Below are 26547 nucleotides of genomic sequence, written 5' to 3' on the forward strand. Positions count from 1 at the left end.
ACATCGTGGGTGCAGAAGTATTCGATTGTTCTTCGCTTCCGCGCCCACGACAGTGGAGTCATGACCCTCCGCCACCGCCTCGTCGCCGTCACCGTCGTGGTGCTGTGGGGCGTGAACTTCCTCGCCATCCGGTACGGCCTCGACTACTTCCCTCCCCTGTTCCTGGGCGCGCTGCGCTTCCTGGTGCTGGCAGTTCCGGTGCTGCTCTTCGTGCGGCCGCCGAAGGGGCCAGTGAAATGGCTGCTGCTGTACGGGATCGGTTCGGGCACCCTCCAATTCGGCCTGTTGTTCACGGCAATGCACATCGGTATGCCCACGGGCCTGGCCTCGCTGGTGCTGCAGTCCTCGGCGCCGTTCACGGTGCTGTTGGGCGCGGTCCTGCTGCACGAGCGGCTGCGCGGCCGCCAGGTCGTCGGCATCGCCGTCGCGGTGGCCGGGATGGCGCTGATCATCGCCGACCGCGCCGACGCCGCCGCCGGTGTCGGTGTGCTGGGCGTGGTCCTCACCCTGCTCGGCGGGCTCAGCTGGGCGTTCGGCAACATCGGACAGCGACTGGCGGCACCGTCGGAACCGTTCCGGTTCACGCTGTGGATGTCGGTCATTCCGCCCCTGCCGATGCTGGCGCTGAGCGCCGCGTTCGAGGGCTCCACCACGGGCTGGAAGGCCCTCGCCCGCAGCTTCGACGATGCCGACGGCCGGCTCGCGCTGCTGGGCGTCGCGTACATCGCGGTGATGAGCACGGTCGTCGGCTACGGGCTGTGGGGCGCGCTGATGGCGCGCTACCCCGCGTCCACCGTCGCGCCGGCGACGCTCCTCGTCCCGGTCGTGGGCATCGCCGCGAGCGCCGCCGTGCTCGGCGAGCGGCCGACCGCGCTGGCGTTGGCCGGCGCCGGAACGGTGATCGCAGGCTGCCTCCTGGGGATGCTGCGCCCGGCCGCGCTATCGAGTGGCGACGAGCGCGATGGTGGCGGCCCCGATCTCGACGTCCCCGTCGCCGATGACCTCGGCGAGCGCCGCCCGCAGAGCAGCGCGGCGGTCGTCCGGCAGGGTTGAGTGCGCGGAGTAGGTGAACACGAGGTCCAGCCAGCGGTCCTTGGGCTGCGTCTCGGTCCACGAGTCCTCCCGCTCGGTCACCGTGAAGCCCGCGTCCGCGAAGCGGTCCCGCAGCGCCCGCATCCGGAACATCTGGTCGTGGTCCGAGCCGGCGCCCGCGGCCTCGACGTTGACGTAGTCCGCGCTCGCGGCGCGGAGATCGTCGTTCGCCGGCCGGGTCGGACGGAGCCTGTTCCACAACAGCACGACGCGGCCGCCCGGGTTGAGCAGTGAGGCGAAGCGCGGCACCGCGGCGTCGGCGTCCACCCAGTGGAAGGACTGCCCGAACGTGATCAGGTCGAAGGTGCGGCCGGCCGCGTCCCAGCCCTCGAACGTGGCGACCTCGGCGGGCACGCCGGACGCCCGGGCGACGTCGGCCATGGCACCGTCGGGCTCGACGGCCAGCACGTCGAGGCCCCGCGCGACCAGCTGCCGGGCCAGGATCCCCGTGCCCGCGCCGATGTCGGCGGCGGACCGTGCGCCCGCGGTGATCGCATCGATCGTGACGTCGCTGTAGCGCGGCCGCAGCCGGTCGTAGGAGTCGGCGATGGCGCCGAACGACATCGCCCGCTGCCGGTCCTCGTGCAGTTCAGCCATGAATCCAGCTTGCCCTATTCTGGAGCCCATGCCCGGACTCCCCCTCCGCGCCCGCGCGGCGCTGCTCGCCGCCCGATCCGCAGCCTGGGCGTCGCAGCGCGCAGGCCGCGGCAAGGGCTCCATGATCGGCGGCCTCGTCGCCCTCAAGATCGAGCCGGACCTCATGGCCAAGCTCGCCGCCGGCAAGCGCACCGTGATCGTCACCGGGACGAACGGCAAGTCGACCACCACGCGCATGACGACGGCCGCCCTCGCCACGCTCGGCCGGGAGGTCGCGACGCAGGCCGACGGGGCGAACATGGACGCCGGCATCGTCGCGGCCCTGACCGCGCACCAGCGCGCTCCGCTCGCCGCGCTGGAGGTCGACGAGTTGCACGTCCCGCACGTGCTCGACGCGACCGACGCCGAGGCGCTCGTGCTCCTCAACCTCTCGCGGGACCAGCTGGACCGGGTCGGCGAGATCAACGCCATCGAGCGCCGCCTGCGGGCGGGGGTCGACGCGCACCCCGGCGTGGCCGTGGTCGCGAACTGCGACGACGTGCTGGTGACCTCGGTGGCGTACGACGCGAAGAACGTCGTGTGGGTGGCCGCGGGGGCGGGCTGGACCGGCGACTCCGTCTCCTGCCCGCGCTCCGGCGAGCCGATCGTGCGCGACGGGGCGCACTGGTACTCGACGGGGACGGACTTCGCCCGCCCCGAACCGGACTGGTGGGTGGACGAGACGCACATCCACGGGCCCGACGGTTTCGTCGCGCCACTCACGCTGCAACTGCCCGGCCGCGCGAATCGCGGCAACGCCGCGCAGGCCGTGGCCGCGGCCGTCGCGATGGGCGCCGACCCGGCCGCCGCGGTGCGCGCCGTGGGCACCGTCGAGGAGGTGGCCGGACGGTACGCCACCGTGCAGGTGGGCGAGCACACCGTCCGGATGCTGCTGGCCAAGAACCCCGCGGGATGGCAGGAGGCCATGGCGATGATCGACGGCACCGCCGAGGGCCTGGTGATCGCCGTGAACGGGCAGGTCCCCGACGGCGAGGACCTGTCCTGGCTGTGGGACGTCCAGTTCGAGCGGTTCGAGAACGGCAAGGTGGTCGCCTCCGGCGAGCGCGGCGCCGACCTCGCGGTGCGGCTGACGTACGCCGGCGCCGAGCACACGCTCGTCGCCGACCCGGTGGCGGCGATCGCCTCGTGCCCGCCCGGGCGCGTCGAGGTGCTGGCCAACTACACGGCGTTCCGCGACCTGAACACGGCACTGGAAGGGCGGCACGCGTGATCGACTTCTCCGGATCCGAGGCCCGGATCACCGAATCCACCCTGGTGATCGGCCTGGTGCTGCCCGACGTGATGGGCACCTACGGCGACGGCGGCAACGCGCTGGTGCTGCGGCAGCGGGCGCGGCTGCGCGGCATCGAGGCCGAGGTCCTGCCCATCACCCTGTCCGATCCGGTGCCCGCGTCGTGCGACATCTACACCCTGGGCGGCGCCGAGGACTACGCGCAGCGGCTCGCGACCCGGCACCTCACGCAGTACCCGGGCATGCAGGAGGCCGCCGGCCGCGGCGCGCCGGTGCTCGCGATCTGCGCCGCGATCCAGGTGCTGGGCCACTGGTACGAGACTTCCGAAGGCGAACGGGTGGAAGGCATCTCGCTGTTCGACCTGACCACAACGCCGCAGGCGGAGCGGTCGATCGGCGAGATCGAGGGCGTACCGCTCATCGACGGACTGAGCGCACCGCTCAGCGGTTTCGAGAACCACCGGGGCGGCTCAGCGCTCGGCCCCGACGCGGCGCCGCTGCAGCGCGTGGTGCGGGGGGTCGGCAACGGCGCCGGTACCGCGGTCGACGGGGTGGTGCAGGGCAGCGTGCTCGGCACCTACATGCACGGGCCCGCGCTGGCCCGGAATCCGGAGCTGGCGGACTACCTGCTCGCCCGCGCGACCGGGCGTTCGCTCGAGCCGCTGGACCTGCCGGACGTGGAGTTGCTGCGGCGCGAGCGGCTGCGGAAGTAGAAGCGCCGGGCGACGAGGTACGGATGTCTCCTCGAAAGCCATGCGTGTGACGCATGGCCTCGTTTTCCTGTTCAGAGGACATTTTTGCCGGGCAGGCCATGCGTCCGACGCATGGCGTCCGGCACCGTCGCACCCGAATCCCGTGACGTCCGCGCCGACGAAGAAGACATGTCAGTGGCCCGTTCTACCCTCGGTCTCATCATCGAGAGTTCGGGGGGACATCATGAGCAGGAACAGCAAGCAGCGGCGGGACGCGCGGAAGAAGAAGGCCGGCGCGGGCAGGGGCGCCGCGCGCGGCGGAACCGGATCACGGTCCACCACACACCGCTTCGATCAGGATCCGTTCGCCCCGTCGGACGGCGCTCCGCACCACGACGGATTCGAACCGCACGAGGCCGAGAACGCGGGCCACGCATCCTGGGCCGAGCAGGCGTCGAACGACGACCCCGGGGCGGTTGCGGATCTCTTCCGCATCGCTCTCGACGCGGGTTCAGGGCTCAGACGTGACGCGTGGCGGTTCGACCGCACCGTCGATCGGCTCGAGGCATTGACGCCGCGCCTTCCGAACGGGTACTTCGACGATCTGGTGGGAAGCGCCGCGATCCGCCAGGTGTCCCTCCTGTTCGACAACGGTTGGCAGCCGGCGGAACTCGTACACGTCGTCGCCAGGAAGTCCGACGCCGCAGGGGCTCGTCTGCTCATGATCTGCATCGGCGTTCACACCGCGGAGCACCGGGCGTTCACCACGGCCCCGCAGAGCTGGATCGACCAGCTGACGGACCTGGACGTTCCGCAGAACTCTTCTCGGGGCCGCCCTGCGGCCATCCGCGGGTGGCGCGAGACCGAACGCATCTCGCTCGCAGCGGCCTGGCGTCCCGCGTTCCTAATGATCTGCGCGATCGGAGGTTTGGGGCGACTGCCCGTGATCGGTCCTCTGCCTTGCGACTGGGGTTCGCATGGCACGACATCCACCGGGGCTCGGCGGAAGGACTCGAAGATCCTCGGGCGGATCCGCGGACTGCTTGCCAAGGCCGAGTCGTCCGAGTTCGCCGAGGAGGCGGAGGCCCTCACCGCGAAAGCGCAGCATCTGATGACGCGCCATGCGATCGAGACCGCGCTCCTCGATGCCGACGAGAACGTGCACCTGACCGAGCAGGTCGAGCAACGCCGGGTCCTGATCGCGAGCCCGTATCCAGAGGCGAAGGAGTCACTCCTGAACTGCGTGGCCGCGACCAACGCCGTCAAGGCGATCTCACACGGCGATCTCGGCCTCATGTCGATCGTCGGCATGCCCGTCGATCTCGACCTCGTCGAGCTCCTCTACACGTCGCTGCTCGTCCAGGCGACGAACGCCGTGCGCGAGGCGGGCCGGAACGCAGGGCAGCGTACACCCAGCTTTCGTCGCAGCTTCCTCCTCTCCTACGCGCAACGCATCCGCGAGCGGCTCGAGACGGCGCGTGACGAGGCGACCGCGGATCTCTCCGCGCAGTACGGCCGGGAATTGGTACCCGTACTCGACCCGCGGGCCGAGGCGGTCGGCGCGGTGTTCGCGGAGACCTTCCCCGAGAGCTACGCCAAATCTGCTCCGGCCGTGTCCAATCGCGCAGGGTGGGCGGCGGGCCGAACCGCAGCCGACTTCGCCGACCTCACCGGCGGTCGAACCCGCCTGCAGGAGCGGAGCGCCTGACGAGAACCGATTGAATTGTGCGGTCTCACATCGCGAGCCCAGCTGGTGCGGTACCGTGCCGTCCATCATCGACATGTTCGGGGGGACATGATGAGTATGAACAAGCGTCGGGATGCGCAGAAGTCGCGGAGCTCCCAGCGAAAGAGGGCAGGTCAACAGGACACCTCGTCGAACAGCGGAGAACGCAGCAAGTACGGCACTGGTCTGGACGGACCGGATCCCTATTTCGATCGAGTGCGGCCGGTCCTGATCGCTGCGATCCGGCACGGCGGGATCAAGGGCATCGCGGAGTTCTTCGACCGAGCGGTGTCGGCGCTGGAGGCAATGACCCCGGAGCTGTCTGACGACCTGGTCGACGAGATCCTCGGCGGTGTGCTCTTCACTCAGATCGTCCAGATGTACGACAGAGGCTGGCAGCCCAGGGAGCTCGCACACATCGCCCGCCACCGCCTGGGGCGACACGAGGAGAGCTTCCTCATGACGGGCATCGCGATGCACGCCACGTGCGCCTCGCATCGAGACCTCGCGCCGGCTGAATGGTTGGCACAGCTGCACGATCTGGCTGTTCCACAGAAGGACTCACGGGAGGCCGTCCAGGAATGGGCTGCGGGGTGGCGCGCACAGGCGGGGCTGTCGACGGCCGCGGCGTGGCGGCCCGCCACACAACTCGTGGGTCTCCTCGGCGGTTTGGACGAGGTGCCCGCCCTCCTCCCACTCCCCTGCGAGTGGAGCGAGGACGTCGCCGTCGACCCGCATCCGCATTTCTCCGATCTCACAGAGCTGACGGCTGCGCTGGCAGAGGCGGAGAAGGGATCCGACCCACGCGAGGCCTGGGAAGCGACCGTCACCGCACACACCGTGATGGCGGAGCGGGCGTTCCACGCCGCCATCGCCGACGCGAAGTGCGCCCCGCTGACCGCGCAGGTGCGTTCCCGGCGCGTCCTCCTCGACGGTCCCGATGCGGAGACGAAGGCCGATTTGCTGCGGGTGATCTGCGAACACAATGCCGTCCGCACCGCATCGTTCGTCGGCCTCGGCATCTCGGCGATCGTCGGTCGCCCGTACGACCTGGACGCGGCCGAGGCGATGTACACCTCGACGGTCCGGCAGTGCGAGACCTGGGCGGCAGCCTCGGGCGACTCGTTTACCGCCGTCGCGCACGAGGCACTGGAGCGGCTGGACTTCATGCTCGAGGACCGCCGGGAAAGCCTCGAGGAGGCCGTCTTCGAGGCGAACGGCCGCGTCGCGACCCGACTACTTGCACAGCGCGACGCGGCTGCCTCCGCAGTCTTCGAGGTGCTGTTCCCCACCGCCTGTGAGCAGCCCTGGAACGGCGCCGCATGAGTAGCACAATCGGTGCTACTGTTGAGCATATGGAGCAGATCGGCGTCCGGGAACTGCGGCAGCACGCCTCGAAGTACCTCGCGCGCGTGGAGGCGGGCGAGGAGATCGAGGTGACCAACCACGGCAGGCTCGTCGCCCGGTTGGTCCCGGTCAGCGAGAAGGAGCGCCAGTACCGGAATTTGGTCGCGGCCGGCAAGATCAAGCCCGCCAAGCACCCGTTCGACCTCGAGAAGATCACAGCGATGCGGAAGGCTCGGAAACCCTTGCAGCCGGGGGAGAAGACGCTGACCGAGATCCTCATGGAGATGCGGGAAGAATGATCTACATGGACACCTCGGCGCTGACCAAGCTCATCATCGCCGAGCATGAATCGGACGCGCTCACCACATGGGTCGCCGAGCAGGCCGAGGCGAATGAAACGTTGACGACCAGCGACGTCGGCCGTATCGAGCTGATGCGCGCGGCGACACGCCGCGACGACGAGGAGATCTTCGAGCACGCCGGATACGTGGCGAACCAGATCAACAGTGCCTCCGTAACCGAGGAGATCGTTGCGGGGGCCCAGAGCATCGGACCACTGACACTGCGCACGCTCGACGCGATCCACCTGGCGTCAGCAGTGAGCATCCGCGACCAGGTCAGCGCGTTCGTCAGCTACGACAAGCGGCTGCTGGACGCGGCGCGAGCGGTGGGACTTCCCGTCGTCTCGCCCGGCGCGGGCGCTCCGGACGCGCCATAGCGCGATCGGTCGGTGACGCCGCGGGTAGTCGACCACGGCCGCAACGTTCGAGGGCTCCGGCGCGTCGGCCGGCGGGTAGAACATCAGGTTCGACGCGTGCGGATACGAGACCTGCGACTCGAAGACCGCGGACCATCACGCGGCGTCCGCTTCGCGGTAGAGCTCGTCGGCGGGGCTGGCACGCCGCACCGCGCAGATGCGTTCCTCCCGCGTTAGCGACAGCCGCGCCAAGTCAGTCCGCGCCCGATCCGCCACCAGGTTCCGCGCCAACTCCATTGCATCCGTGGGGGTCAAGCCCGCCAGCAGCGAGTCGCACTCAACATCCCAACCCGCGCCGTGCAATTCGGCGAGCGCGACCTCGGGCGAGACGCCGGATCCGACTGCAGCGCTCGCGGCGAGCAGATCCCGGATGAGGTCAGGATCGTCGCCCGGAGGGCTGGGCAGGGCCGTCACCACAGCCCCAGCACCGCCCGCTCGGTGGCGAGCATCCGCATCTTCGTCTCCACGCCGCCGCCGGCGGAGAAGCCACCCGCCCTCCCGCCGGCCGCGGTCACGCGGTGGCAGGGGACGACGGGCGGGAACGGGTTCTCGCCGAGTGCCCGGCCGACGGCACGAGCGGAGCCGGGAAGGCCTATCTCCGTGGCGATCTCGCCGTACGTGCGGGTGGATCCGGGCGGGATCCGGCGTGTCGCGTCGTACACCGCGCGCTGAAAGTCGGTGAGCCCGTGCATGTCCAGCGGCACCCACGCCAGGTCGTCGTCCAGGTTTGTGCCCGAGACCAGGTCCGTGATCGCGGCGACGATCCGCTCGACCTCCGGCGGCGGAGCCGATTCGACGGCGCCGCCGCGCGCGAGGGACTCCGCGGTCGCGTCGTCCGACAGGTCGGGCAGCCGGACCGAGGTGACGGCACCGTCGGCGCCCCAGGCGATCCCGCACCGCCCGACGGCGGTGTCGAAGAGCGCGAACCCGGCGGTCACGGCAGCCGCGCCGCCGCTCGAGCTCGGCGAGGTTGGCCTCCATGCCGGCCTCCCAGATGCCGAGGCGGTAGTCGATGATCTGCGCCTCCCGGTCCGGGTGCTGCTCGATGTACCGGCTGAACGGCGACGCCCCCGTTCCGGCGCGGGCCCACTGCCGCACCAGCGCGCCACCCTGGGCCGGTTCGACCTCGAATCCCCAGGTGGCCAACGGATCCTCGACCGCTCCGACGACCCACACCCAGCGCCGGCCGTCCTCGACCTCGATGATCTCCGGCTCGGTGAACCACTCCCCGATCTCGGGGTCCGCGTTGTGGCCGCGGAAGCGAGCACCCACCGCGACGCCGGTGGCACCGTCGAGCCATTCGACGCGCTGCAACTCCCCGGCGACGGCCGTGGGCAGAGCGATGTCGGTGACGAGGCTCCACGCACGTTCCGGCGTACACGGCAGCGTGCGGGTCACCTCGATCGTCGGGTTGTCACGGAGCCTCATGGCTCGATCCTATTCCGCGGCGCGGGCCGCGGCTTCGACCTTCGCACGGTGCGCGGTCCAATCGTCGTCGTCGGGGAGGTTGCTGTTCCCGGACTGCAGGCCCGCGGCACCGTCGATGCTCTCGCGAACGACGTCGGCCTGGCCCGCGTGCCGGTCGAGGTCGCAGAAGAACGTGTGCATCGCGAGCCGGTGCAGCGTGACCGAGCTGCCGCGCTCGCCCCACCACGGGACGGTGCCGGTCGCGGAGAGAGGGAGCTCGGCGAGGGTCGCGGTCGCGTGTGCGCGGGACCGGGTGAACAGGTCGACGATCGCCGCGGTCGGCTCGTCGGCGCGGACCCACAGATCGTTGTCCGCGACGTAGTCCGGCGACTCCGGATCCGGCAGGTGCGGGTGGGTGAACGGCCGGCCGAAACAGCCGCCGAGGTAGCCGGAGTCCACCATCGCACAGTGCTTGACCAGGCCGAGCAGATTGGTGCCCGTCGGTGTGAGCGGCCGCCGAAGGTCGTACTCGCCCAAGCCCTCGAGCTTCCAGACCAGCGCGTCCCGCGCCTGGTCGAGGTAGTGCTGGATATCGGCCTTGAGGGCCGCCTCGTCGATCGGTTCCGCCATGCCCAGACGGTGCCACACGGCTCCGACATTTGGAGTCGATGGTGGGTCCGCGAGCAGTTCTACGCCCCGACGACCCGCGACTCGCCGACCGACACGCAGCGCTCCCGCGTACCGTCGACCGCGAACCAGCCGCGCTCGAACTCCTGCCAGCGCACGAGCTCGGCTCGCGCCTCCTCGCCGTCGCGGGCGACGGCGCGCTCGAGCCGCTCGGCCGGCGTTCCGCCGTCGAGCCACAGCGCCAGGGACAGCCGGTCCGCGATGGAGCGGCGCGCGCTGGACACGCCCTCGATCACGATCAGCGGCGCCCACGTCAGCCGCACTTCGTCGCCGGGCGCGGGGACTCCCTCGCGCCAGACCATGGGCCGATAGAAGGCGTGCCGGCCACGCGTCAACGGGTCGATCACCTCGGACACGAGCTGCGGCCACCACGACACGGGGTCGTCCCAGGTGGCGTAGTGGTCCGTGCGGACGAGGGCTACGCGGGCACCGTCGGCCCGGAGATCGTCGACGAGGCGCTGCGCGTACGTCGATTTGCCCGCCCCCGACGGCCCGTCGACGGCGACGATGCCCTCGGCTCCGCCCAGCCGGGCCAGCACCTGCGCGGCGTCCATGCCTCACCCGCCCGCGGGCGGGATCTCCTCGAGCACGCGGGGCGGCTCGGACAGCGACCGGCGGCCGCTCATGGCGCGCCCCAGGGTCAGCTCGTCGGCGAACTCCAGCTCGGCGCCCATCGGCAGGCCCGCCGCGGGGCGGGTGACGGTGAGCCCGGGGAAGTCCTTGAGCATCCGCACGAGGAACGCCGCCGTGGCCTCGCCCTCGGTGTTCGGGTCGGTCGCGATGATGACCTCGTCCACGTCGACGCCGTCGACGGAGGTGCCCAGCCGCACCAGCAGCTCGCGGATGCGCAGCTTCTCCGGCCCGATCGACTTGATCGGATTCAGCGCACCACCGAGGACGTGGTAGAGACCGCGGTACTCGCGGGTTCGCTCGACGGCCTGGACGTCCTTGGCCTCCTCGACGACGCAGATCTTCGACGGGTCGCGTCGCGAATCGCTGCAGATCCGGCAGCGCGCTTCGGCCGAGACGTTGCCGCACACCTCGCAGTAGCGCACGTCGTTGCGCACGCGGGTGAGCGCGTTCGTGAGCCGATCGATGTCGGTGGGCTGCACCCCCAGGAGGTGGAACGCGATGCGCTGCGCGCCGCGCGGGCCCACCCCGGGAGCTTGGCCAGCTCGTCGATCAGCTCCTGAACAGGTCCTTCGTACACGTCCCGCCCGTCAGAAAGGCAGGCCGCCCGCGAGCGGCCCCATCTTCTGCTGCGCGAGCGCGGCCGTGTTGTCCGCCAGGTTCGACAGTGCCCCCAGGACCAGATCCTGCAGGGTCTCGACGTCCTCCGGGTCGACCACCTTGGGGTCGATGACCACGGACTTGACCTGGCCGTCGCCGGTGCCGGTCACCGTCACCAGGCCGCCGCCGGCCTGCCCCTCGACGGTGGTCACCGCGAGTTCCTGCTGGGCCGCCATGAGCTGCTGCTGCATCGCTCCGACCTGGGCCATCAGGTCTTCCATCGAGCCTCCGGGCTGCATGATTCACTCCCTAACGCCGGTCAGCTGACCCGCTATGTCCGATTCTTGTTGCTTGTGTTACCACTGTGCCGGTTGTGGCGGTACAGTACGATCCGTGAAGAACCGCCGTTCCGCCCTCCTGGCCGCGACCGCGATCCCGGCCCTGGTCCTCTCCGGCTGCACCATCGGTGACGCCGGACAGCGGCGGGACTCGGCCCCGTCCCCAGCCTATCGCTCGGCGGGCCCGCCCTCGTGAACAACGCGGCGCCGCTGACCGCGGGGGCGTTGGCCGGGAAGAAGATCTTCGTCGATCCGGGACACAACGGCGCGAACGACGCCTCGATCAACAAGCAGGTCCCCACCGGCCGCGGCGGCACCAAGCCGTGCCAGACCACCGGCACCACCAGTGTGAACGGCGTGCCCGAGCACACCTTCAACTACGCGGTGGCCTACAAGCTCTACCAGGTGCTCACGGCTGCCGGCGCTCAGGTGATGATGTCCCGCACCGACGACACGTCGGTCGCGTCCTGCATCGACGCCCGCGCCGCGGCTGCGAACGCGTGGGGCGCCGACGCAGCCGTGAGCATCCACGCCGACGGTTCCGCCCCGGTAACCGCGGGTTTCACGTGAATCTTTCCTCGCCGCCCCTGAATGCCGCGCAGCAGACCGCGAGCCCCGCGTACGCCGCGAAGATGCGCGACGCGCTCGTCGCCGGCGGCTTCACCCCCGCCACCTACATCGGTTCCGGCGGGCTGTACCCGCGCTCGGACCTCGCCGGGCTCAACCTTGCGACGGTGCCGTCCGTGCTCGTCGAGGCAGGCAACCTCCGCGACGCGACCGAGGCGAAGGTGCTCGAGTCCGCCGAGGGCCAGCAGAGGCTCGCCGACGCCGTGGCCGCCGGCATCGCCTCCTACCTGGGCGCGCCCGCAACGCGGTAGCCGCTCACGAATTCGGCTTCTGCTGCCGCGCGCGTGCAATACGCACACGCGAGCCGTCAGAACCCGGAATCGTGAGCGCACGAGCGCTGACGTACTCGCGCTCGGTGCCGTCGACCGGGTCTGTGAAGGCCAGCCTGCGGGCGAGCAGCCGCAGCGGATCGCTGAAATCGCCGTCCACGACCTCGCGCGGCTCCGGGTACAGCGGATCCCCGAGGATCGGCACGCCCAGCCCGGCCATGTGCAGGCGGAGCTGGTGCGTCTTGCCCGTCTCCGGGCGCAGCCGGTACCGCCCGACGGTGCCGCCCCGCCCGTCCGACACCTCGGCCTCCAGCGCGACGTGCGAGCGCGCGTTGACCGGTCCCTCCACCTCGTAGGCGCGCATGATGCCCGGCGTCTTCTCGATCCGGGATTCAACGGTGGCCGGCAGCTCCAGGTCCGGGCGCAGCGGCGCCAGCGCCGCGTACTCCTTGCGCGCGGCGCCCGCCGCGAACAGCTGCTGATATCTCCCCGCACCGCCGGGTCGCGGGTGAACAGCAGCACCCCGCGGTCAGGCGGTCCAGACGGTGCGCGGGCGCGAGCCGGGGATCGTCGAGCTCGCGGCGCAACCGCACCAGCGCACTCTGCACCACGCGTGCCCCGCGCGGCATGGTCGCCAGGAAGTGCGGCTTGTCGACCACGACAATGCGCTCGTCCTGGTACAGGACAGGCATCGAGAAGGGCACGTCGATCTCGTCCGGCAGCTCGCGGTACATCCACACCGCCTGCCGCGCGGCCACGAGATCCGACGGGGCCAGCGGCGCACCGTCGGACCCGACGACCGAGCCCGACGCGCTCTCGCGCGCCACGTACTCCGCGGTGCCCGGGAACCTGGCCTCGAGGACCTCACCGAGCGTGCGTCCGGCCTCCTCGACAGCGATGACGAGGCGGGTGGCGTCGACCCCGTCGCGCAGGGGTAGGGCGGTACCGGCGCGCCCCGGTGGCGGCGCCTAGCCGTTGGACTCGACCTGCACCTTGAGGTTGGTCAGCAGTTCGTCGTAGATGCGGCCGAGTCCCTTGGGCGCGAAGGTCTTCTCGAAGAAGCCGCCGATACCGCCGGCGCCCTGCCAGGACGTGGTGATCGTGACGGTGGACTGCTCGCCCGCCCCGGCCACGCGGTAAACGGTGACCATCGTGCTGTTCGCGTCGGTCTCGGTGACGGCGTCGCCCGAGACGGTGACCGAGGCACGGACGTTGCGCGAGCGCTTCTCGGTGGCCTGCAGGACCCACTCGGCGACGGTGCCGTCACCCTGCCCGCCCTCGACCACCCGGTAGTCGCGGTAGTTCGGGGGCAGGATCTCGGCCCGCCGGGTGTAGTCGGCGATCGCCGCGAGGACGACCTCGGGCGCGGCGGCGACGGTGATGGACTTCTGTGCGGTTACCTGGGCCAACTTCTCTCGTCCTCTGCCTAGCGGGTCGTCGGCACCCGCCGACCGGTTCGATGCCAGCCTAACCAATCGGAAATCGGACGCGCGCTCCGCGCCCGGGAGGTATAGCGTCGGAATTGTGAGTTCTCGGAATGAAGCGCCGGACAGGAGCTCGACATCAGTGCCCATCGCAGGGGAGGCGGCCTACCGGGAGGGATTGGATCGACTGCTCGCGAGCCTCGACGCGATCCCCACCGATGGTCGGATCCGCCTGGCCAAGAAGACCTCGAACCTGTTCCGTGCCCGGGCCGCGACCGACACACCGGGCCTAGATGTTTCGGGCCTCGCGGCGGTGATCGCGATCGACCCCGACGCGCGGACCGCCGACGTGGGCGGGATGTGCACCTACGAGGACCTGGTGGCCGCGACCCTCCCGTTCGGGCTGGCACCCACCGTGGTGCCGCAGCTGAAGACGATCACGCTCGGCGGCGCCGTGACGGGGATGGGGATCGAGTCGAGCTCGTTCCGCGCGGGCCTGCCGCACGAGGCGGTGCGGTCGATGGACATCCTCACCGGCGGGGGCCAGATCGTCACCGCCACACCGGACGGACCCCATTCGGATCTCTACTTCGGTTTCCCGAACTCGTACGGCTCGCTCGGCTACGCCACCCGGCTCACCATCGACCTGGAACCCGTGGGTCGGTCAGTGGAGATGCGGCACGTGCGCTTCCACGCGCTGGACGAGCTACTGGCGGCCATGCGGGAGATCGTCGATTCGCGCGCCTACCTCGGCGAAACCGTGGACTACCTCGACGGCGTGGTGTTCAGCCGCACCGAGTCGTACCTGACGCTGGGGCGCAAGAGCGACGAGCAGGGTCCGCTCAGCGACTACACCGGAATGCACGTCTACTACCGCTCCCTCCAACACGCCGACGGCGTGACGCGCGACCGGCTCACCACCCACGACTACCTGTGGCGATGGGACACCGACTGGTTCTGGTGCTCCCGCGCGTTCGGTGCGCAGAACCCCCGGGTCCGGCGATGGTGGCCGAAGCACCTGCTGCGCAGCAGTTTCTACTGGAAGCTGGTGGCGTTGGACCGCCGCTTCGACATCGGCGACAGGCTTGCGGCCCGCAAGGGTGAACCGCCGGGCGAGCGGGTCGTGCAGGACATCGAGGTGCGGATCGACCGCACCGTCGAGTTCCTCGACTGGTTCCTGACGGAGATCCCGATCGAGCCCCTCTGGTTGTGCCCCTTGCGTCTCCGCGAGCCGCTGGCGTCCGGTGCCGATCCGGCCCGGCCGTGGCCCCTGTACCCGCTGGAGCCCCACGAGACCTACGTGAACGTCGGTTTCTGGTCCGCGGTCCCCGAGCAACCCGGCCAGATCGAGGGCCGGGCGAACCGTCTCATCGAGGCGAAGGTGTCGGAACTCGGGGGACACAAGTCCCTGTACTCCGAGGCCTTCTATCCGCGCGCCGAGTTCGACGCGCTCTACGGCGGAACGGTCTCAGCGGAATTGAAATCCCGGTACGACCCGACGGGGCGCCTGTTGGGTCTTTACGACAAGACAGTCAGGAGGCAGTGAGTTGACCCGATCCACTGAGCATCTGCCCAAGCTCAGCCTCGCGGAGATCATCGAGAAGGTGGCCGGGGGCGAGCTCGCCATCCGGGTGAAGGCCTACGACGGCTCCACCGCCGGCCCGGACGACGCGCGGTACGGGCTGGACCTGCTCACCCCGCGCGGCACGACGTACCTGGCGACGGCACCGTCGGACATGGGGCTGGCACGCGCCTACATCGCCGGCGACCTGGAGCTCACCGGCGCACCTCCCGGGGACCCGTACGAGGCCCTGCGCGCCCTGTCGGACGACCTGAAGTTCGCGAAGCCGTCGCCGAAGCTCCTGGCCCAGATCGCCCGGTCCGTGGGGCCGGAGCGGATGATCCCCGTCCCGCCCCCGCCGCAGGAGGCGCTGCCGCGCTGGCGGCGGATCGCGGAGGGGCTGCGGCACAGCAGGTCCCGTGATGCGGATGCCATCCACCACCACTACGACGTGTCGAACCGGTTCTACGAACTGGTACTCGGCCCGTCGATGACCTACACCTGCGCCTGCTACCCCACCGCGGATACGGATCTCGAAGCGGCACAAGAAAACAAGTACCGGCTGGTGTTCGAGAAGCTCCGCCTGAAGCCCGGCGACCGGCTGCTCGACGTGGGCTGCGGCTGGGGCGGCATGGTGCGGTACGCGGCCCGACGGGGCGTGCACGTCATCGGGGCGACGCTCTCCAAGGAGCAGGCCCAGTGGGCTCGGGCCGCGATCGAGGAGGAGGGGCTGGGCGAGTTCGCCGAGGTGCGCTACAGCGACTACCGCGATGTGTCCGAGGGAGAATTCGATGCGATCAGCTCCATCGGGCTCACCGAGCACATCGGTGTGCAGAACTACCCCGCGTACTTCACCTCGCTGCGCGACAAGCTGAAAACCGGTGGGCTGCTGCTGAACCACACCATCACGCGGCACGACAACAAACTGTCGGGCAAGGGCGGGCAGTTCATCGACCGCTACGTCTTCCCCGACGGCGAACTCACCGGCTCCGGCCGGGTGATCGCCGCGATCCAGGACATCGGCGGCATGGAGGTGCGGCACGAGGAGGACCTCCGCGAGCACTACGCGCTCACCCTGGCCGCCTGGTGCCGGAACCTGGTGGACAACTGGGACGAGGCCGTCGCCGAGGTGGGACTCGGCACCGCCCGCGTGTGGGGCCTCTACATGGCCGGATCGCGACTGGGCTTCGAGCGCAACGTGGTCCAGCTGCACCAGATCCTCGCGGTGAAGCTCGACGCGAAGGGCGGCGCCGGCGACCTACCGCTGCGCCCGTGGTGGGACGCCTGATCGATTCGCCTGCCGCGTGTGCACCGTTGATCAACTCTCAGTTGATCAACGGTGCACGTCCGGCGGTCAACCGGCCCGTCGCTCAGATCGGGCGGGCGCCGAGTTCGTTCTTGAGGAGCTCCAGCGCGATCTCGTCGGGATCGCGGCGCGGCGCGGGCGCTCCGCCGGACGCCGCGTCCTCGCGGTGCGCGGCGTCGATCATCTCGTCCTCGCTGACCTCGACGATCTGTTCCGGGGCCGGCTCGGGGTCCGGTTCCGGGGAGCGGGATGTCGTCGTGGTGCGACGGTGCCCGGTTCTCACGCCCGGCGGGACGGGTGTCGGGGCGCTGCTCGCCCGCGCGGCTGCGCCGCTCGAACGTGGGCGGCGCCTTGCGCTGCGGTTCGGGGCGCTGGGGTGGCGCGGGCGCCGCCTGCTGCGCGGCGCCGGCACCGTCGCCGACCTCGACGTTCCACTGCGTCCCGAACACCTCGCGCACCGCATCGCGCAAGTTGGCCACGTGCTGCGGGTCGCTGAACCGGGCCAGCAGCACCGGGATCGGCAGGACCAGGTGCAGCGTATCGCCCACCAGGGCCGCCACCTGCATGTTCGGCATGAATGCGCCCGTCACCTTGCTGCGGCTGCCCACGGCCCGGAGCACCTTGGGCCACGCCGTGCGCACCTCCTCGATCGAGGGGCCCGACGGTGCCGCGGGCGCCGACGGAGCAGGCGAGGCCTGCTGAGCAGTGGGCTGCTCGGGCGCCGGCTCCGCGCGGGGCGCGGGTTCTGCCGGGGTCTGCGCCTGCGCGAGGGAACCCGGCGCGGGTGGAGCGGGCGGGGCGGAGGACGGCTCGGGCGCCGGCTCGGCGGCCGGTTCGGGACGGTGCAGGACCGGCTCCGATTCGGTCGCGCCCACGGAGGGAGCCGTCGGCGCGGGCGGCACGGTTTCGGCCGGCGGGGCCGCGGGGGCCGCGGGGGCGGGAGGCTCGGCCTGCGGCGTCGGCTGCACGGGCGGCGGGGTGACCGGCGCAGCCGGCGGCGGGGTGACCGGCGCAGCCGGCGGCGTCGGAGCCGCGGCCGGTTCGGGCTGCGGAGGCTCCGCCTGACGCTGGCTGGGCCGGACGAAACGGGACGGCGCACCGTCGGGCGAGGGCGCGGGCGGCGGCGTGCCGGACGGGCCTTGCGACGACGGCGCCGGGGCCTGGGCACCACCGCCGGCGCCGCCGGGACGCCGCTCGAGCGCCTCGATGCGCTGCAGGAGCGCGGCCTGGGAATCGTCGGCGGCGGGGAGCAGCATCCGGGCGCACATGACCTCGAGGAGCAGGCGGGGCGAAGTGGCGCCGCGCATCTCCGCGAGCGAGGCGTGCGTCACCTCGGCGCACCGCGTCAGGGTGGCGAGACCGAGCTTCGAGGCCTCCCCGCGCATCGTCTCGAGCACGTCGACGGGTACGTCGATGAGACCGCGGTCGGCCGCGTCGGGGACCGTGTGCAGCAGAATCAGATCACGCAGGCGCTCGAGCAGGTCCGTGGCGAAGCGGCGCGGGTCGTGCCCCGCCTCCATCACCTTCTCGACGGCGCCGAACAGGGCGGCGCCGTCGGCGCTCGCGAGCGCGTCGACGGCCGCGTCGATGAGCGCCGTATCGGTGACACCGAGCAGGCCGAGTGCGCGCTGATACGTCACGCCCTCCGCACCGGCACCGGCGAGCAGCTGATCCATGATCGACAGCGAGTCACGCGGGGAGCCGCCGCCGGCGCGGATCACCAGGGGGTACACCTGCGGCTCGACAGAGACGTGCTCGGCACCCGTGATCCGCTCCAACAGCGGCCGCATCACGTTCGGCGCGAGCAACCGGAAGGGGTAGTGGTGCGTGCGCGAGCGGATGGTGGTGAGCACCTTCTCCGGCTCCGTGGTGGCGAAGATGAAGATCAGGTGCTCCGGCGGCTCCTCCACGATCTTCAGTAACGCGTTGAAGCCCTGCGGCGTGACCATGTGCGCCTCGTCGACGATGAAGACGCGGTAGCGCGACTCGGCGGGCGCGTAGAAGGCGCGGTCGCGCAGCTCACGCGCGTCGTCCACGCCGCCGTGGCTGGCGGCGTCCATCTCGGTGACGTCCAGGTTACCGGGGCCCCGGGTGCGAGGGCGACGCACGAGCTGCACACCCCGCACGGCCTACTGGTGGGGCCCTGCTCGCAGTTCAGCGAGCGCGCCAGGATGCGGGCCGACGATGTCTTACCGCATCCACGCGGGCCCGAGAACAGGTACGCGTGGTTGACGCGTCCCGAATCCAGTGCCGTACTCAGCGGTTCGGTGACGTGCTCCTGCCCCACGACCTCGGCGAACGTCGCTGGACGGTACTTGCGGTAGAGAGCCACGCTGTCAGGCTACCGGTGCGGTCCGACAGCGCTGTGCCGCCGTCAGCAGCCGACCGGCTTGTACCCGGAAACCGCGACGAATACACAGGTGGCCGTCACGGTCTCCACCTACAAGTGCTCGTCGCGCCGGCGCCCGACGACTGCCTGGGCGAGGGCCGAACCGAAGAGCAGGCCGAGCGCGAGCGCACAGATCACGGCCGCCACCTCCACGACGGTGCGCGCGCCCTGTTCCGGATCGATGCCGACCGACGTGACCGAGAGCAGCCCCAGGCTGCCGGGGACGAGGACCCAGAACGCCGGCAGGAAGACGACCAGGCGCGGGAGCCGCGGCCACAAGTACGCGACCACAGAGGCGCCGAGGCTCCCCGCGATCGCCCCGAGGAAGGCGCCGAGGACCGCCCCGGAGGCGTGCTGTCCCGCGAGCTGCGCGCCGAAGGCGGCCGCCACGACCACGCCGATCGCCGGCAGCAGCCGCATCGACGCGCCCTCGTTGAGACAGACCCCGACGCAGATCAGCGCCAGCCCCACCGGTGGACCCCACCCGCCGAGCTGGTTCACCCGCTCATTGGCCAGCAACTCGGCCCCGACGCGCAGCACTGTCGTCGCCGCGAGGATGCCGAGCGAGAACAGCAGCAGCTGCACCGTGCCGAACGTCAGCCGCGCGGCCCCCGCCACCATCGCCCCCGCCGCCAGCTCGGACATGCCGGTCACCATCAGCGCGCCCGGCAACAGGACCGCGAGGGGAGCGAGCAGGGTGCGCAGCGGACCGTCGAGCCATCCGGCCTGCGCCGCGGCGAACACCCCGGCCCCCACGACGAACGCCGCGATCGTCGGCAGCAGCGTGGCCGCCAGCGCGACCCGCCCCGCCAGCTTGACCAGCAGCATCACCGCGACGCCGCCGACCGCCGCAGCGGCGATGTTCGCCCAGCCGGGCTGCAGCAGCATCGCGATGCCGATCGCGATCACCGGCCACGAGGCGTCCTGCACCCACTGCGGGTACCGGTGCGGCAGCGAGCGCAGCGAGCCAGGCTCCCGAACGCCTCAGTGGGCGAGAGCCGGCCGGCGACGAGGCCCCGTCGGACCTCCGCGACGACGGCCGACTGGTCCAGCCGCAGCGGACCGTCGATCGACTCGAACGTGGCGGGCGCGCCGGGCTCGAGCCCCAGCGTGAGCCCGGTGGGCGTGGCGCCCACCTGCGCGAGCGGATATCCGAGAGCGGTCGCGACCCGCTTGAGTTCACGCTCCACCTCGTGGACGGGCTGGCCCCCGGCGATCATCGCGGCGCCCAGGTAGGCGAGCAGCCGGCGGTGTTCGGAGGTGGGGTCAGGCTGCACGGCCGGCTCGGTCCGCGCGCGCGAGGTACCAGGCGCTGCCGGCCAGCGTCGCCGCGAAGATCCACACGTACACCCCGCCCGCAAGCGCCTTGAGGACCGGATCGTCCATGGGGCGCAGGAAGATCCCGATGGCGTACGTGTCGAAGACCGTATCCACGCCCGTGGGCTGGAGGTTCGGGAAGTAGGTGACCCAGATGAACGTGGCCGCGACGAGTGCCGCGGGCGCGATCAGGTACGCGAGCCGGCGGGGCCACGAGGTCGCGAGCAGGGCTGGCGTCAGCAGCAACACCAGCAGCGGCACGATCCACACCCAGTGGTGCCCCCACGAGAACGGCGAGACCGCGCACGCGGTCAGGCCCACGACGGTGATCGCCAGCAGGACCGCGCCCCGACGGTACGCCCAGGCCGCGACCCCGAGCCCGGCCAGCGCCGCGGGGACCGCGACCGCGAGCCACAGCACCGTCGACGGCTTCTCCGCGTGCGTGAGGTACGCGATGAGTCCGTTGATCGACTGATTACCCACCTGATTGGGTTCGCCGACGCGGTTCGCGTCGAGGAACGTGCCCGACCAGTACGTCACGGATTCGCGAGGGATCACCGCGAACCCGATCGCCACCGTGCCCGCCAGCGCGATCAGGGCGTTGCGCACCTCCCGCCACTGCCGGGTGACCACGAGGTACGCGAGGAAGAACAGCGGCGTCAGCTTGATGCCGGCGGCGACGCCGATGCTGAAGCCCTTGAACCGGGCACCCGTGGGGCGGCCCAGGTCCCACAGCAGGAGCAGCATGAGGAACACGTTGATCTGGCCGAACCAGATGGTGGTGCGGACCGGCTCCAGCACGGTGGAGACCAGCGTCAGGCACACCGCCGCGAACCACACGCGCCAGTCTCGCGCGAACCCGAGCAGCCGGAACGCGATCATGATGCAGGCCAGCAGTGCCAGCAGCACCGCGATGGTCCAGGTCCACCGCAGCACGTCCGTGGACATCCAGCTCAGCGGCACGAACAGCACGCCCGCGAAGGGGTGTAGGTGAACGGCAGGATCTCGTTGAGCAGGGCACCGTCGTAGAGCCCGTCCCCGCCGCGGGCCACGATCTCGCCGCCCTTGCGGTAGACCTCGGCGTCGATCTGATTGTGGAACAGCCCGTACATGGGCGTGGCGAACGGGATCCGCACGAACTGCTGCCACACCGCGGCGCCCGCGGCTGCGGCGAACAGCGCCAGGACCCACCACTGGCGCGGGAACCGCCGGCTGATGTCGTTCGCCACCGGCGCGATCCTCCTGCTCAGGAACCTATTGTTGCTGCATCAACTTCTCAGCAGATGCCAAGAGTACACAGGTCGCAACGCCGTCCATCGCGGTCTCGAGCTCCTCGATGCCCGGGAAGGTGGGGGCGAGCCGGATGTTCCGGTCGTCCGGGTCCACTCCGCCGGGGAAGGTCGCGCCGGCGGCGGTCAGGGCGATGCCCGCCTGCTTCGCCAGGTCGACGGTCCGCTTCGCCGTCCCGTCGAGCACGTCGAGGCTGATGAAGTAGCCGCCGGCGGGCTCGCTCCACGACGCCACCTTGGCGCCGCCGAGGCGCTCCTCGAGGATCTCGAGCACGCGCGCGAACTTCGGCGCGATCAGGTCGCGGTGCTTGCGCATGTGAGCGCGCACGCCCTCGGCGTCGCCGAAGAAGCGGGCGTGCCGCAGCTGGTTCACCTTGTCGGGGCCGATGGAGGTGAGGCTGGTGTACTTGCCGTACCAGGCCAGGTTCTCGGCCGAGGCGCCGAAGAAGCTGACGCCGGCGCCCGCGAAGGTGATCTTGGACGTGCTGGCCAGCACGTACGGCCGGTTCGGGTGCCCGGCCTCGGCAGCCATGCCCAGGATGTCGTGATCCGACGGTGCGTCCCCCACCAGCGGGTGCACGGCGTAGGCGTCGTCCCAGAAGATGCGGAAATCGGGCGCGGCGGTGGGCATCGAGGCCAGCTCGCGGGTGACCTCCTCCGAGAACACCGAGCCGGTGGGATTGGAGAACTTCGGGACGGTCCAGATGCCCTTGATCGCCGGGTCCTCCGCCACCAGCTGCTTGACGACGGCCATGTCCGGCCCGTCGGGGTTGAGCGGCACCACGATCATCTCGATGCCGAACTCCTGCGTGATGGCGAAGTGCCGGTCGTAGCCCGGCGCGGGGCACAGGAACTTGACCGTCTCCTCAGCACCCCACGGACGCTCGCCGTCGACGGTGCCGTGGATCCACGCGAGGGTGATCAGGCGATGCATGATCTCGAGGCTGGAGTTGTTCTGCGCGTACAGGTGGGCGACGGGGATGCCCAGCAGCTCGGCGAAGATCGCGCGGAGCTCGGGCAGCCCGGCGAGGCCGCCGTAGTTGCGGGTGTCGGTGCCGTCGGCGGCGCGGTAATCGCCCTCGCCCGGCAGCGCGAGCAGCGCGTTCGACAGGTCCAGCTGGTCCGGCGCCGGCTTGCCCCGCGTGAGGTCGAGCTTGAGCCCCTTGGCCTTGAGCGCCTCGAACAGTTCCGTGAGCTTCGCGTGAACGTCGGCGAGCTCGGACGGGCTGAGGGAGACATACGGGGACATCGGGTGCGCCTTCCGGCAGGAAACGGTCCGGACATAAAGGGGACTCCGCGCACCCGCCAGAGCCCGTTGACCCTTGCTGCGTTCCCGCCCTGGGGGAGTTCACAGGATGGACGCCGCGCGGAGTCCGTGGACCACTATACGGGTCGCCGCAGTTTGGGTCGACGGGGGCGTCTCGTCTACGATGGTCCACGGAGGATTCGCCTAGTGGCCTATGGCGCTCGCCTGGAACGCGGGTTGGGTTAATAGCCCTCAGGGGTTCAAATCCCCTATCCTCCGCCACGGAACGGCCCGTGACCAGCACTGTTGGTTACGGGCCGTTCTCGCGTCCAAGCCGGGCGACCCGATCAGTCCTTGAGCGCCAGAGCGGCATCGGCCAGCGTGTTGCGGTAGCCGCGCTCGGCGGCGTTACGGGCGAACATCTGCTTTCGGTCACCGGCGTCGAACCCCGACATCGTCATCACGACCCGGGCTCCCCTTCCCTCCGGGACCGCCGACGCATCGAAGCTTGCCTTCGCAAGCGAAACCGGGCACACCGTGCGAAACTGAGCGCAACCCGCACACGAGAGGTCGCCCTGCTATGCGCGAAACCGCCCGCAAGCTCGGATACGCACTGGTCGCACTGTTCGGTGCGATCGCCCTCACCTTCACAACCGCGATCGCCTGGGCGGCCACGACGGTGCTCGTCGTTCCCGGGACGGGGACGAAGGATCCGTCGAAGGTGCCGGGCTACCAGGAGAACGTCGTCGGCTACTACGTCGCACCCACCGGCGCGTGCGACGACGGTGGCTGCACGGCCACTCCGGTGCCCTACATCGCCGAGTTCTGGCCGATCCCGCTCGAGGGTTGGGGCGGGCTCGAGGGCGCCAAGTGGGACGACTCGGTGGCGAGCGGCGTCATCAGCCTGAACGAGCAGTACGCCGCCGCCGACAAGTCCGATCCCATCGTGATCTTCGGGTACTCGCAGGGCGGCACCGTAGTGACCGAAGTCAAAAAGCAACTGGCCGAGAACGGCGGCGTCCCGGACAACGTCTCGTTCGTGCTGATCGGTAACGCGAGCCGCCCGAACGGCGGCCTCTTCACCCGGCCGTCCTTCCTCGGACACGTCCCGTTCCTCGACGTCACGTTCGGGCCGGGCACGCCCACGAACACCGGAACCGAAGGGCGGCCGGTGAACACGACCGACGTCGCGTTCCAGTACGACGGCGTGACCGACTTCCCCCGCTACCCCGCGAACCTCCTCGCGACGGCCAACGCGATCGCCGGCTTCTGGTACGTCCACGGAAAGATGCTGTCGCCCAAGGGCGACGACCCCGCCACCCAGACGCCCATCGGTTACACACCCGACGAGGTGCAGGCCGCCGTCGAGGCCGCCACCGATAACTGCACGACGGCCACCCACTGCCAGATCAGCGGCGACACCCGGTACGTGACCCTGCCCGCCAAGATCCTGCCGATCATGCTGCCGCTGCTTGAACTGGGCGCGGCGACGAACACCACTGCCCTGGTGCGCCCGTTCGTCGACCTGACCTCGCCGCTCGCGCGGGTGATCATCGAGACCGGTTACGACCGCACGGATTACGGCAAGGCCACCCCGTTCGGCCTGTTCCCCTCCATCGATCCGCTGCGCCTCGGCGTCGACCTCGTCGGCGCCACCGTGCAGGGCATCGGCGCTGCTGCCACGGGCACCGGAGACGCGTCGCGCTACCTCGCGCCCGAGCCGTCCACGGACACACCGTCCACGGACACACCGTCGACGGACATACCGGACACGGACGCACCGTCGACCCCGAAGCCTGAGGAGGCCGTCCCGACCTCGCAGAAGACAGCGCCACCGGTGCTGCAGCTGGTGCAGGGCAGCACATCCGAGGCCCCGGCCGTCCCGACCCAGACTGTGACGACCGAGCCGTCGAACACCACCGAGGCCTCGGCCTCACAGGAGCCCTCGAACTCCCCGGAGCCGTCGAACGACGTCGAACCGTCGAACAGCACCGAGCCGCAGGCCCCGTCGCAGCCCGAGGCGACGTCCGAGAACACCTCGCCTGCACCGACTGCCGACGCGACCGCCCCGGAGACGACGTCCGGGCCGACGACGGACGACACGAGCGACGAGCCCGTGGTGACCGACGCGGCGGCCTGACGCGTCGGCTAGAGGCCCGCGGGGACGGTCTTCCCCTTCACGGTGACCGTCACCGCGCCGGTCTTGGCGTTGAAGACGATCTTGCCGTGCTCGAAGGTGGTCTGGCGCAGGTCGCCCGACACGGTCTCGTCACTGGTCGGGGCCCCGAGCGGACCGGCCGACCCGTTCGCGCCCTCGCCGTTGGTCAGCGGCTTACCGGCGGAATCGCGCTCGATGTTCCACGCGTCCGGATCCGGCCCCACGTGATGTACGCGGGCCCCGATCCGGTGCGGGAGGTGATGACGCCGCCCTTGAACTGCTGGTAGACCAGCCCGCTGTCGCGGGTTCCGGCGTTGTGGGACCCATCGAGCGGCGCCCCGAGCCCCTTCTTCTGCGCCGGCGTCGCGGCGAGGTATTTGGCGCCGATGGGCCCGGTGAGCGTCACGGTGCTGCCGTTCACGCCCTGCAGTTCGACGGTGCCGCCCCGACCGGATGCGGAGCTCGCCGAGGCGCCACTGGAAGCGGAACCGGAGACGGAAACCGCCGCACCGCTCGACGGTGTGGAATCCACGCTCGCGGACGGACTTCCGGACGCGGTCGTGCTCATCGGAGCGGTCGTCCCGGTCGCCTGCGTGGCAGTCGCGGCAGCGGGCGCGGCCTCTTCCCCGGGGTCGGCCCCGCAGCCTGCGGCGATCACGGCGACGGTGGCCAGGCCCGCGACGGTGGCGGCGGTGCGGCGTGCGGTGGTCCTCATGGAGCTCCTACTCGGTCCGGCGATCGATGGGCGGACACAGTGACGACGGTCACGTGTCCGGTTCCGACTCTAACCGGTCGCGCGGATCACTCCCCGCTGAAGAAGGCAGCGGTCCGTTGCCCCTGTGCGGCGGCCTGCTCGGCGGGGACACCTGCTGCCTCGGTGGCCGCGGCCCACCGCCGGGCCGACTCCGCGATGAATCCCTTCGCCGCCGGCGAGGCGAAGAACTCGTCGGCGTTCTCCGGACGGTCCTGTCCTGTGGTGAGGTACGCGGTGAGACCGAGCAGGCCGAGGTCCCAGCCCACACCCGTTGCGCCGGGGCCGAACTGCTCGTAGAAGTCGCGCACGTTGTCGCCCGAGTGGGTCAGCGTGAGGCGAGCTCCGGCAGCGTCGGGCTCGACGGTGACCTCGACCTGTGACGTGCCGCCCATGATCTCCCAGGAGACCAGATAGCGATGCGGCGCATCGCATTCGAGCACGGTTCCACCCGCGTTGCCCTCCACCTGGAAGCGGCCGCCGAGCACGAGGTCGCCATGGACGGGCGCGAACCAGCGGGGCAGGCGCTCGCCGTTCGTGACCGCGTCCCACAGATCCGCGACGTCCGTGGGATAGGTCTGGCTGAGCGAGCCCGAGACGTAGACGTCCCCCTCGCCGCTGTCGCGGACCTCCGCGACGCGGGTGACCGCGTCCGCCTGGGCGGCAGCGATGTCATCGATGGCGTAGTTCATGATTCGTCCTTCTCCGTGGAGGTTCGTCGCACGCGCTTGCCGCGCGCGATCTCGGTGGCGAGAGCCGCGAAGCGCGGCTCCCAGAAGTGTCGGAAGGGCACCAGCCAGTCGTCCACCTGCCGCAGCGGCTCCGCCCGCACCGCGTACAAGCGGCGCGTACCCTCGGGGCGGACGGTGACGAATCCCGCCTCCCGCAACACTTTCAGGTGCTGCGAGACCGCGGGCTGACTGATCCCGAACTGTGCGCGCACCTCGTCGCTCAGCTCACCCGCCGCGCGCTCGCCGGTGGCGAGAAGCTCGATCAGGTGGCGGCGAACCGGGTCACCGAGGACGTCGAAGGCGTGCACGACACCA

26 protein-coding genes, 1 tRNA gene, 1 other RNA gene and 5 pseudogenes are annotated in these 26547 nt (G+C 70.7%); 12 read left to right on the forward strand and 21 right to left on the reverse strand.

The features are described 5' to 3' along the window. The first annotated feature begins 60 nt into the window (after window positions 1-60). On the forward strand, window positions 61-1053 hold the full coding sequence (locus MTP03_RS21055; protein ID WP_248489827.1) for an EamA family transporter: 993 nt from the start codon (window positions 61-63) through the stop codon (window positions 1051-1053). Here the strand turns inward: MTP03_RS21055 and MTP03_RS21060 are convergent. Next, a complete protein-coding gene (locus MTP03_RS21060) occupies window positions 940-1689 on the reverse strand; it encodes a bifunctional 2-polyprenyl-6-hydroxyphenol methylase/3-demethylubiquinol 3-O-methyltransferase UbiG (protein WP_248489828.1) in 750 nt (249 codons plus the stop codon). The genes MTP03_RS21055 and MTP03_RS21060 overlap by 114 nt on opposite strands. Before the next feature lie 28 nt (window positions 1690-1717). Between MTP03_RS21060 and MTP03_RS21065 the strand changes: the two genes are divergently transcribed. The 6 genes from MTP03_RS21065 to MTP03_RS21090 all read left to right on the forward strand — a co-directional run bounded on the left by MTP03_RS21065 (window position 1718) and on the right by MTP03_RS21090 (window position 7463). Further along, the gene (locus MTP03_RS21065; RefSeq protein WP_248489829.1) at window positions 1718-2959 is read left to right on the forward strand and encodes a Mur ligase family protein; all 1242 of its coding nucleotides are present in this window, start codon (window positions 1718-1720) and stop codon (window positions 2957-2959) included. Between the two features lie 26 nt (window positions 2960-2985). Further along, window positions 2986-3693, forward strand: coding sequence for a type 1 glutamine amidotransferase (locus MTP03_RS21070; RefSeq protein ID WP_248492320.1), 708 nt, complete (start codon window positions 2986-2988; stop codon window positions 3691-3693). A 223-nt stretch (window positions 3694-3916) separates the two neighbouring features. Next, entirely contained in the window at window positions 3917-5380 is a 1464-nt protein-coding gene (locus tag MTP03_RS21075; RefSeq protein WP_248489830.1) for a DUF2786 domain-containing protein, read from the forward strand. Window positions 5381-5614: 234 nt separating this feature from the next. Beyond that, window positions 5615-6724: a hypothetical protein gene (locus tag MTP03_RS21080; RefSeq protein ID WP_248489831.1), complete on the forward strand. Its 1110-nt coding sequence runs from the start codon at window positions 5615-5617 to the stop codon at window positions 6722-6724. 29 nt (window positions 6725-6753) lie between these two features. Next, window positions 6754-7044 (forward strand): type II toxin-antitoxin system Phd/YefM family antitoxin, encoded by a 291-nt coding sequence (locus MTP03_RS21085; protein WP_248489832.1) that lies wholly within the window; start codon window positions 6754-6756, stop codon window positions 7042-7044. After that, window positions 7041-7463 (forward strand): type II toxin-antitoxin system VapC family toxin, encoded by a 423-nt coding sequence (locus MTP03_RS21090; RefSeq protein ID WP_248489833.1) that lies wholly within the window; start codon window positions 7041-7043, stop codon window positions 7461-7463. The genes MTP03_RS21085 and MTP03_RS21090 overlap by 4 nt, the downstream gene beginning before the upstream one ends. 135 nt (window positions 7464-7598) lie before the next feature. On the opposite strand, the gene MTP03_RS21095 is transcribed toward MTP03_RS21090, so the two are convergent. The 7 genes and pseudogenes from MTP03_RS21095 to MTP03_RS21125 form a co-directional block, all read right to left on the reverse strand. Further along, complete coding sequence (locus MTP03_RS21095; protein ID WP_248492368.1) at window positions 7599-7916, reverse strand: hypothetical protein; 318 nt, start codon at window positions 7914-7916, stop codon at window positions 7599-7601. Next, window positions 7913-8440, reverse strand: a complete 528-nt coding sequence (locus tag MTP03_RS23170; protein ID WP_305852773.1) for a methylated-DNA--[protein]-cysteine S-methyltransferase — start codon at window positions 8438-8440, stop codon at window positions 7913-7915. The genes MTP03_RS21095 and MTP03_RS23170 overlap by 4 nt, the downstream gene beginning before the upstream one ends. Window positions 8441-8639: 199 nt before the next feature. Further along, window positions 8640-8930: pseudogene (locus tag MTP03_RS21105) on the reverse strand (SRPBCC family protein); the annotation flags it as partial. Window positions 8931-8939: 9 nt separating this feature from the next. Further along, on the reverse strand, window positions 8940-9539 hold the full coding sequence (locus MTP03_RS21110) for a DinB family protein (RefSeq protein WP_248489834.1): 600 nt from the start codon (window positions 9537-9539) through the stop codon (window positions 8940-8942). A gap of 59 nt (window positions 9540-9598) precedes the next feature. Beyond that, window positions 9599-10150 (reverse strand): uridine kinase, encoded by a 552-nt coding sequence (locus MTP03_RS21115; RefSeq protein ID WP_248489835.1) that lies wholly within the window; start codon window positions 10148-10150, stop codon window positions 9599-9601. Window positions 10151-10153: 3 nt separating this feature from the next. Continuing rightward, window positions 10154-10806 (reverse strand): annotated as a pseudogene (gene recR / locus MTP03_RS21120) (recombination mediator RecR). Between the two features lie 10 nt (window positions 10807-10816). After that, window positions 10817-11107: a YbaB/EbfC family nucleoid-associated protein gene (locus MTP03_RS21125; protein WP_248492322.1), complete on the reverse strand. Its 291-nt coding sequence runs from the start codon at window positions 11105-11107 to the stop codon at window positions 10817-10819. 249 nt (window positions 11108-11356) lie between these two features. On the opposite strand from MTP03_RS21125, the pseudogene MTP03_RS24110 reads away from it, so the two are divergent. Next, window positions 11357-12042: pseudogene (locus MTP03_RS24110) on the forward strand (Rv3717 family N-acetylmuramoyl-L-alanine amidase). A gap of 4 nt (window positions 12043-12046) precedes the next feature. Here MTP03_RS24110 and MTP03_RS21135 read toward each other — a convergent pair. The 3 genes from MTP03_RS21135 to MTP03_RS21145 form a co-directional block, all read right to left on the reverse strand. Continuing rightward, window positions 12047-12535, reverse strand: coding sequence for a hypothetical protein (locus MTP03_RS21135; protein ID WP_371821002.1), 489 nt, complete (start codon window positions 12533-12535; stop codon window positions 12047-12049). After that, window positions 12453-12887 (reverse strand): hypothetical protein, encoded by a 435-nt coding sequence (locus MTP03_RS21140; protein WP_248489837.1) that lies wholly within the window; start codon window positions 12885-12887, stop codon window positions 12453-12455. Before MTP03_RS21140 ends, MTP03_RS21135 begins: the two co-directional genes overlap by 83 nt. A 141-nt stretch (window positions 12888-13028) precedes the next feature. Then, window positions 13029-13469 (reverse strand): SRPBCC family protein, encoded by a 441-nt coding sequence (locus MTP03_RS21145; protein WP_248489838.1) that lies wholly within the window; start codon window positions 13467-13469, stop codon window positions 13029-13031. A gap of 157 nt (window positions 13470-13626) precedes the next feature. On the opposite strand from MTP03_RS21145, the gene MTP03_RS21150 reads away from it, so the two are divergent. Continuing rightward, window positions 13627-15030, forward strand: a complete 1404-nt coding sequence (locus MTP03_RS21150) for an FAD-binding oxidoreductase (RefSeq protein WP_248489839.1) — start codon at window positions 13627-13629, stop codon at window positions 15028-15030. Between the two features lies 1 nt (window position 15031). Then, window positions 15032-16333 carry a class I SAM-dependent methyltransferase gene (locus MTP03_RS21155; protein WP_248489840.1) on the forward strand — a complete coding sequence of 434 codons (1302 nt, stop codon included), beginning with the start codon at window positions 15032-15034 and terminating at the stop codon, window positions 16331-16333. A gap of 458 nt (window positions 16334-16791) precedes the next feature. Here the strand turns inward: MTP03_RS21155 and MTP03_RS21160 are convergent. The 7 genes and pseudogenes from MTP03_RS21160 to ffs all read right to left on the reverse strand — a co-directional run. After that, window positions 16792-18683 (reverse strand): annotated as a pseudogene (locus MTP03_RS21160) (DNA polymerase III subunit gamma and tau); the annotation flags it as partial. Window positions 18684-18791: 108 nt separating this feature from the next. Further along, window positions 18792-19670 carry a threonine/serine exporter family protein gene (locus MTP03_RS21165; RefSeq protein ID WP_256465185.1) on the reverse strand — a complete coding sequence of 293 codons (879 nt, stop codon included), beginning with the start codon at window positions 19668-19670 and terminating at the stop codon, window positions 18792-18794. Beyond that, window positions 19646-20017 (reverse strand): threonine/serine exporter family protein, encoded by a 372-nt coding sequence (locus MTP03_RS22985; RefSeq protein WP_256465186.1) that lies wholly within the window; start codon window positions 20015-20017, stop codon window positions 19646-19648. Before MTP03_RS22985 ends, MTP03_RS21165 begins: the two co-directional genes overlap by 25 nt. Continuing rightward, the gene (locus MTP03_RS21170) at window positions 20007-21029 is read right to left on the reverse strand and encodes a glycosyltransferase 87 family protein (protein ID WP_248489841.1); all 1023 of its coding nucleotides are present in this window, start codon (window positions 21027-21029) and stop codon (window positions 20007-20009) included. The genes MTP03_RS22985 and MTP03_RS21170 overlap by 11 nt, the downstream gene beginning before the upstream one ends. After that, the gene (locus MTP03_RS21175) at window positions 21011-21286 is read right to left on the reverse strand and encodes a hypothetical protein (RefSeq protein ID WP_248489842.1); all 276 of its coding nucleotides are present in this window, start codon (window positions 21284-21286) and stop codon (window positions 21011-21013) included. The genes MTP03_RS21170 and MTP03_RS21175 overlap by 19 nt, the downstream gene beginning before the upstream one ends. A gap of 25 nt (window positions 21287-21311) precedes the next feature. After that, window positions 21312-22595 carry an aminotransferase class I/II-fold pyridoxal phosphate-dependent enzyme gene (locus MTP03_RS21180; RefSeq protein ID WP_248489843.1) on the reverse strand — a complete coding sequence of 428 codons (1284 nt, stop codon included), beginning with the start codon at window positions 22593-22595 and terminating at the stop codon, window positions 21312-21314. Between the two features lie 34 nt (window positions 22596-22629). Further along, window positions 22630-22724, reverse strand: an RNA gene (gene ffs / locus MTP03_RS21185) — signal recognition particle sRNA small type. A gap of 61 nt (window positions 22725-22785) precedes the next feature. Here ffs and MTP03_RS21190 point away from each other — a divergent pair. Continuing rightward, window positions 22786-22874: transfer RNA gene (locus MTP03_RS21190), tRNA-Ser, on the forward strand. 298 nt (window positions 22875-23172) lie between these two features. Then, window positions 23173-24732: a PE-PPE domain-containing protein gene (locus MTP03_RS21195; protein WP_248489844.1), complete on the forward strand. Its 1560-nt coding sequence runs from the start codon at window positions 23173-23175 to the stop codon at window positions 24730-24732. Between the two features lie 8 nt (window positions 24733-24740). Here the strand turns inward: MTP03_RS21195 and MTP03_RS21200 are convergent. From MTP03_RS21200 to MTP03_RS21210, 3 genes and pseudogenes are all read right to left on the reverse strand, one after another. Next, a pseudogene (locus MTP03_RS21200) lies at window positions 24741-25318 on the reverse strand (LGFP repeat-containing protein). Window positions 25319-25551: 233 nt separating this feature from the next. Then, on the reverse strand, window positions 25552-26193 hold the full coding sequence (locus tag MTP03_RS21205; protein WP_248489845.1) for an SRPBCC family protein: 642 nt from the start codon (window positions 26191-26193) through the stop codon (window positions 25552-25554). Further along, window positions 26190-26540: a helix-turn-helix transcriptional regulator gene (locus tag MTP03_RS21210; RefSeq protein ID WP_248489846.1), complete on the reverse strand. Its 351-nt coding sequence runs from the start codon at window positions 26538-26540 to the stop codon at window positions 26190-26192. Before MTP03_RS21210 ends, MTP03_RS21205 begins: the two co-directional genes overlap by 4 nt. Window positions 26541-26547: the final 7 nt, after the last annotated feature.

It is taken from the genome of Tsukamurella sp. PLM1 (assembly GCF_023168325.1).
Taxonomy (GTDB): Bacteria; Actinomycetota; Actinomycetes; order Mycobacteriales; family Mycobacteriaceae; genus Tsukamurella.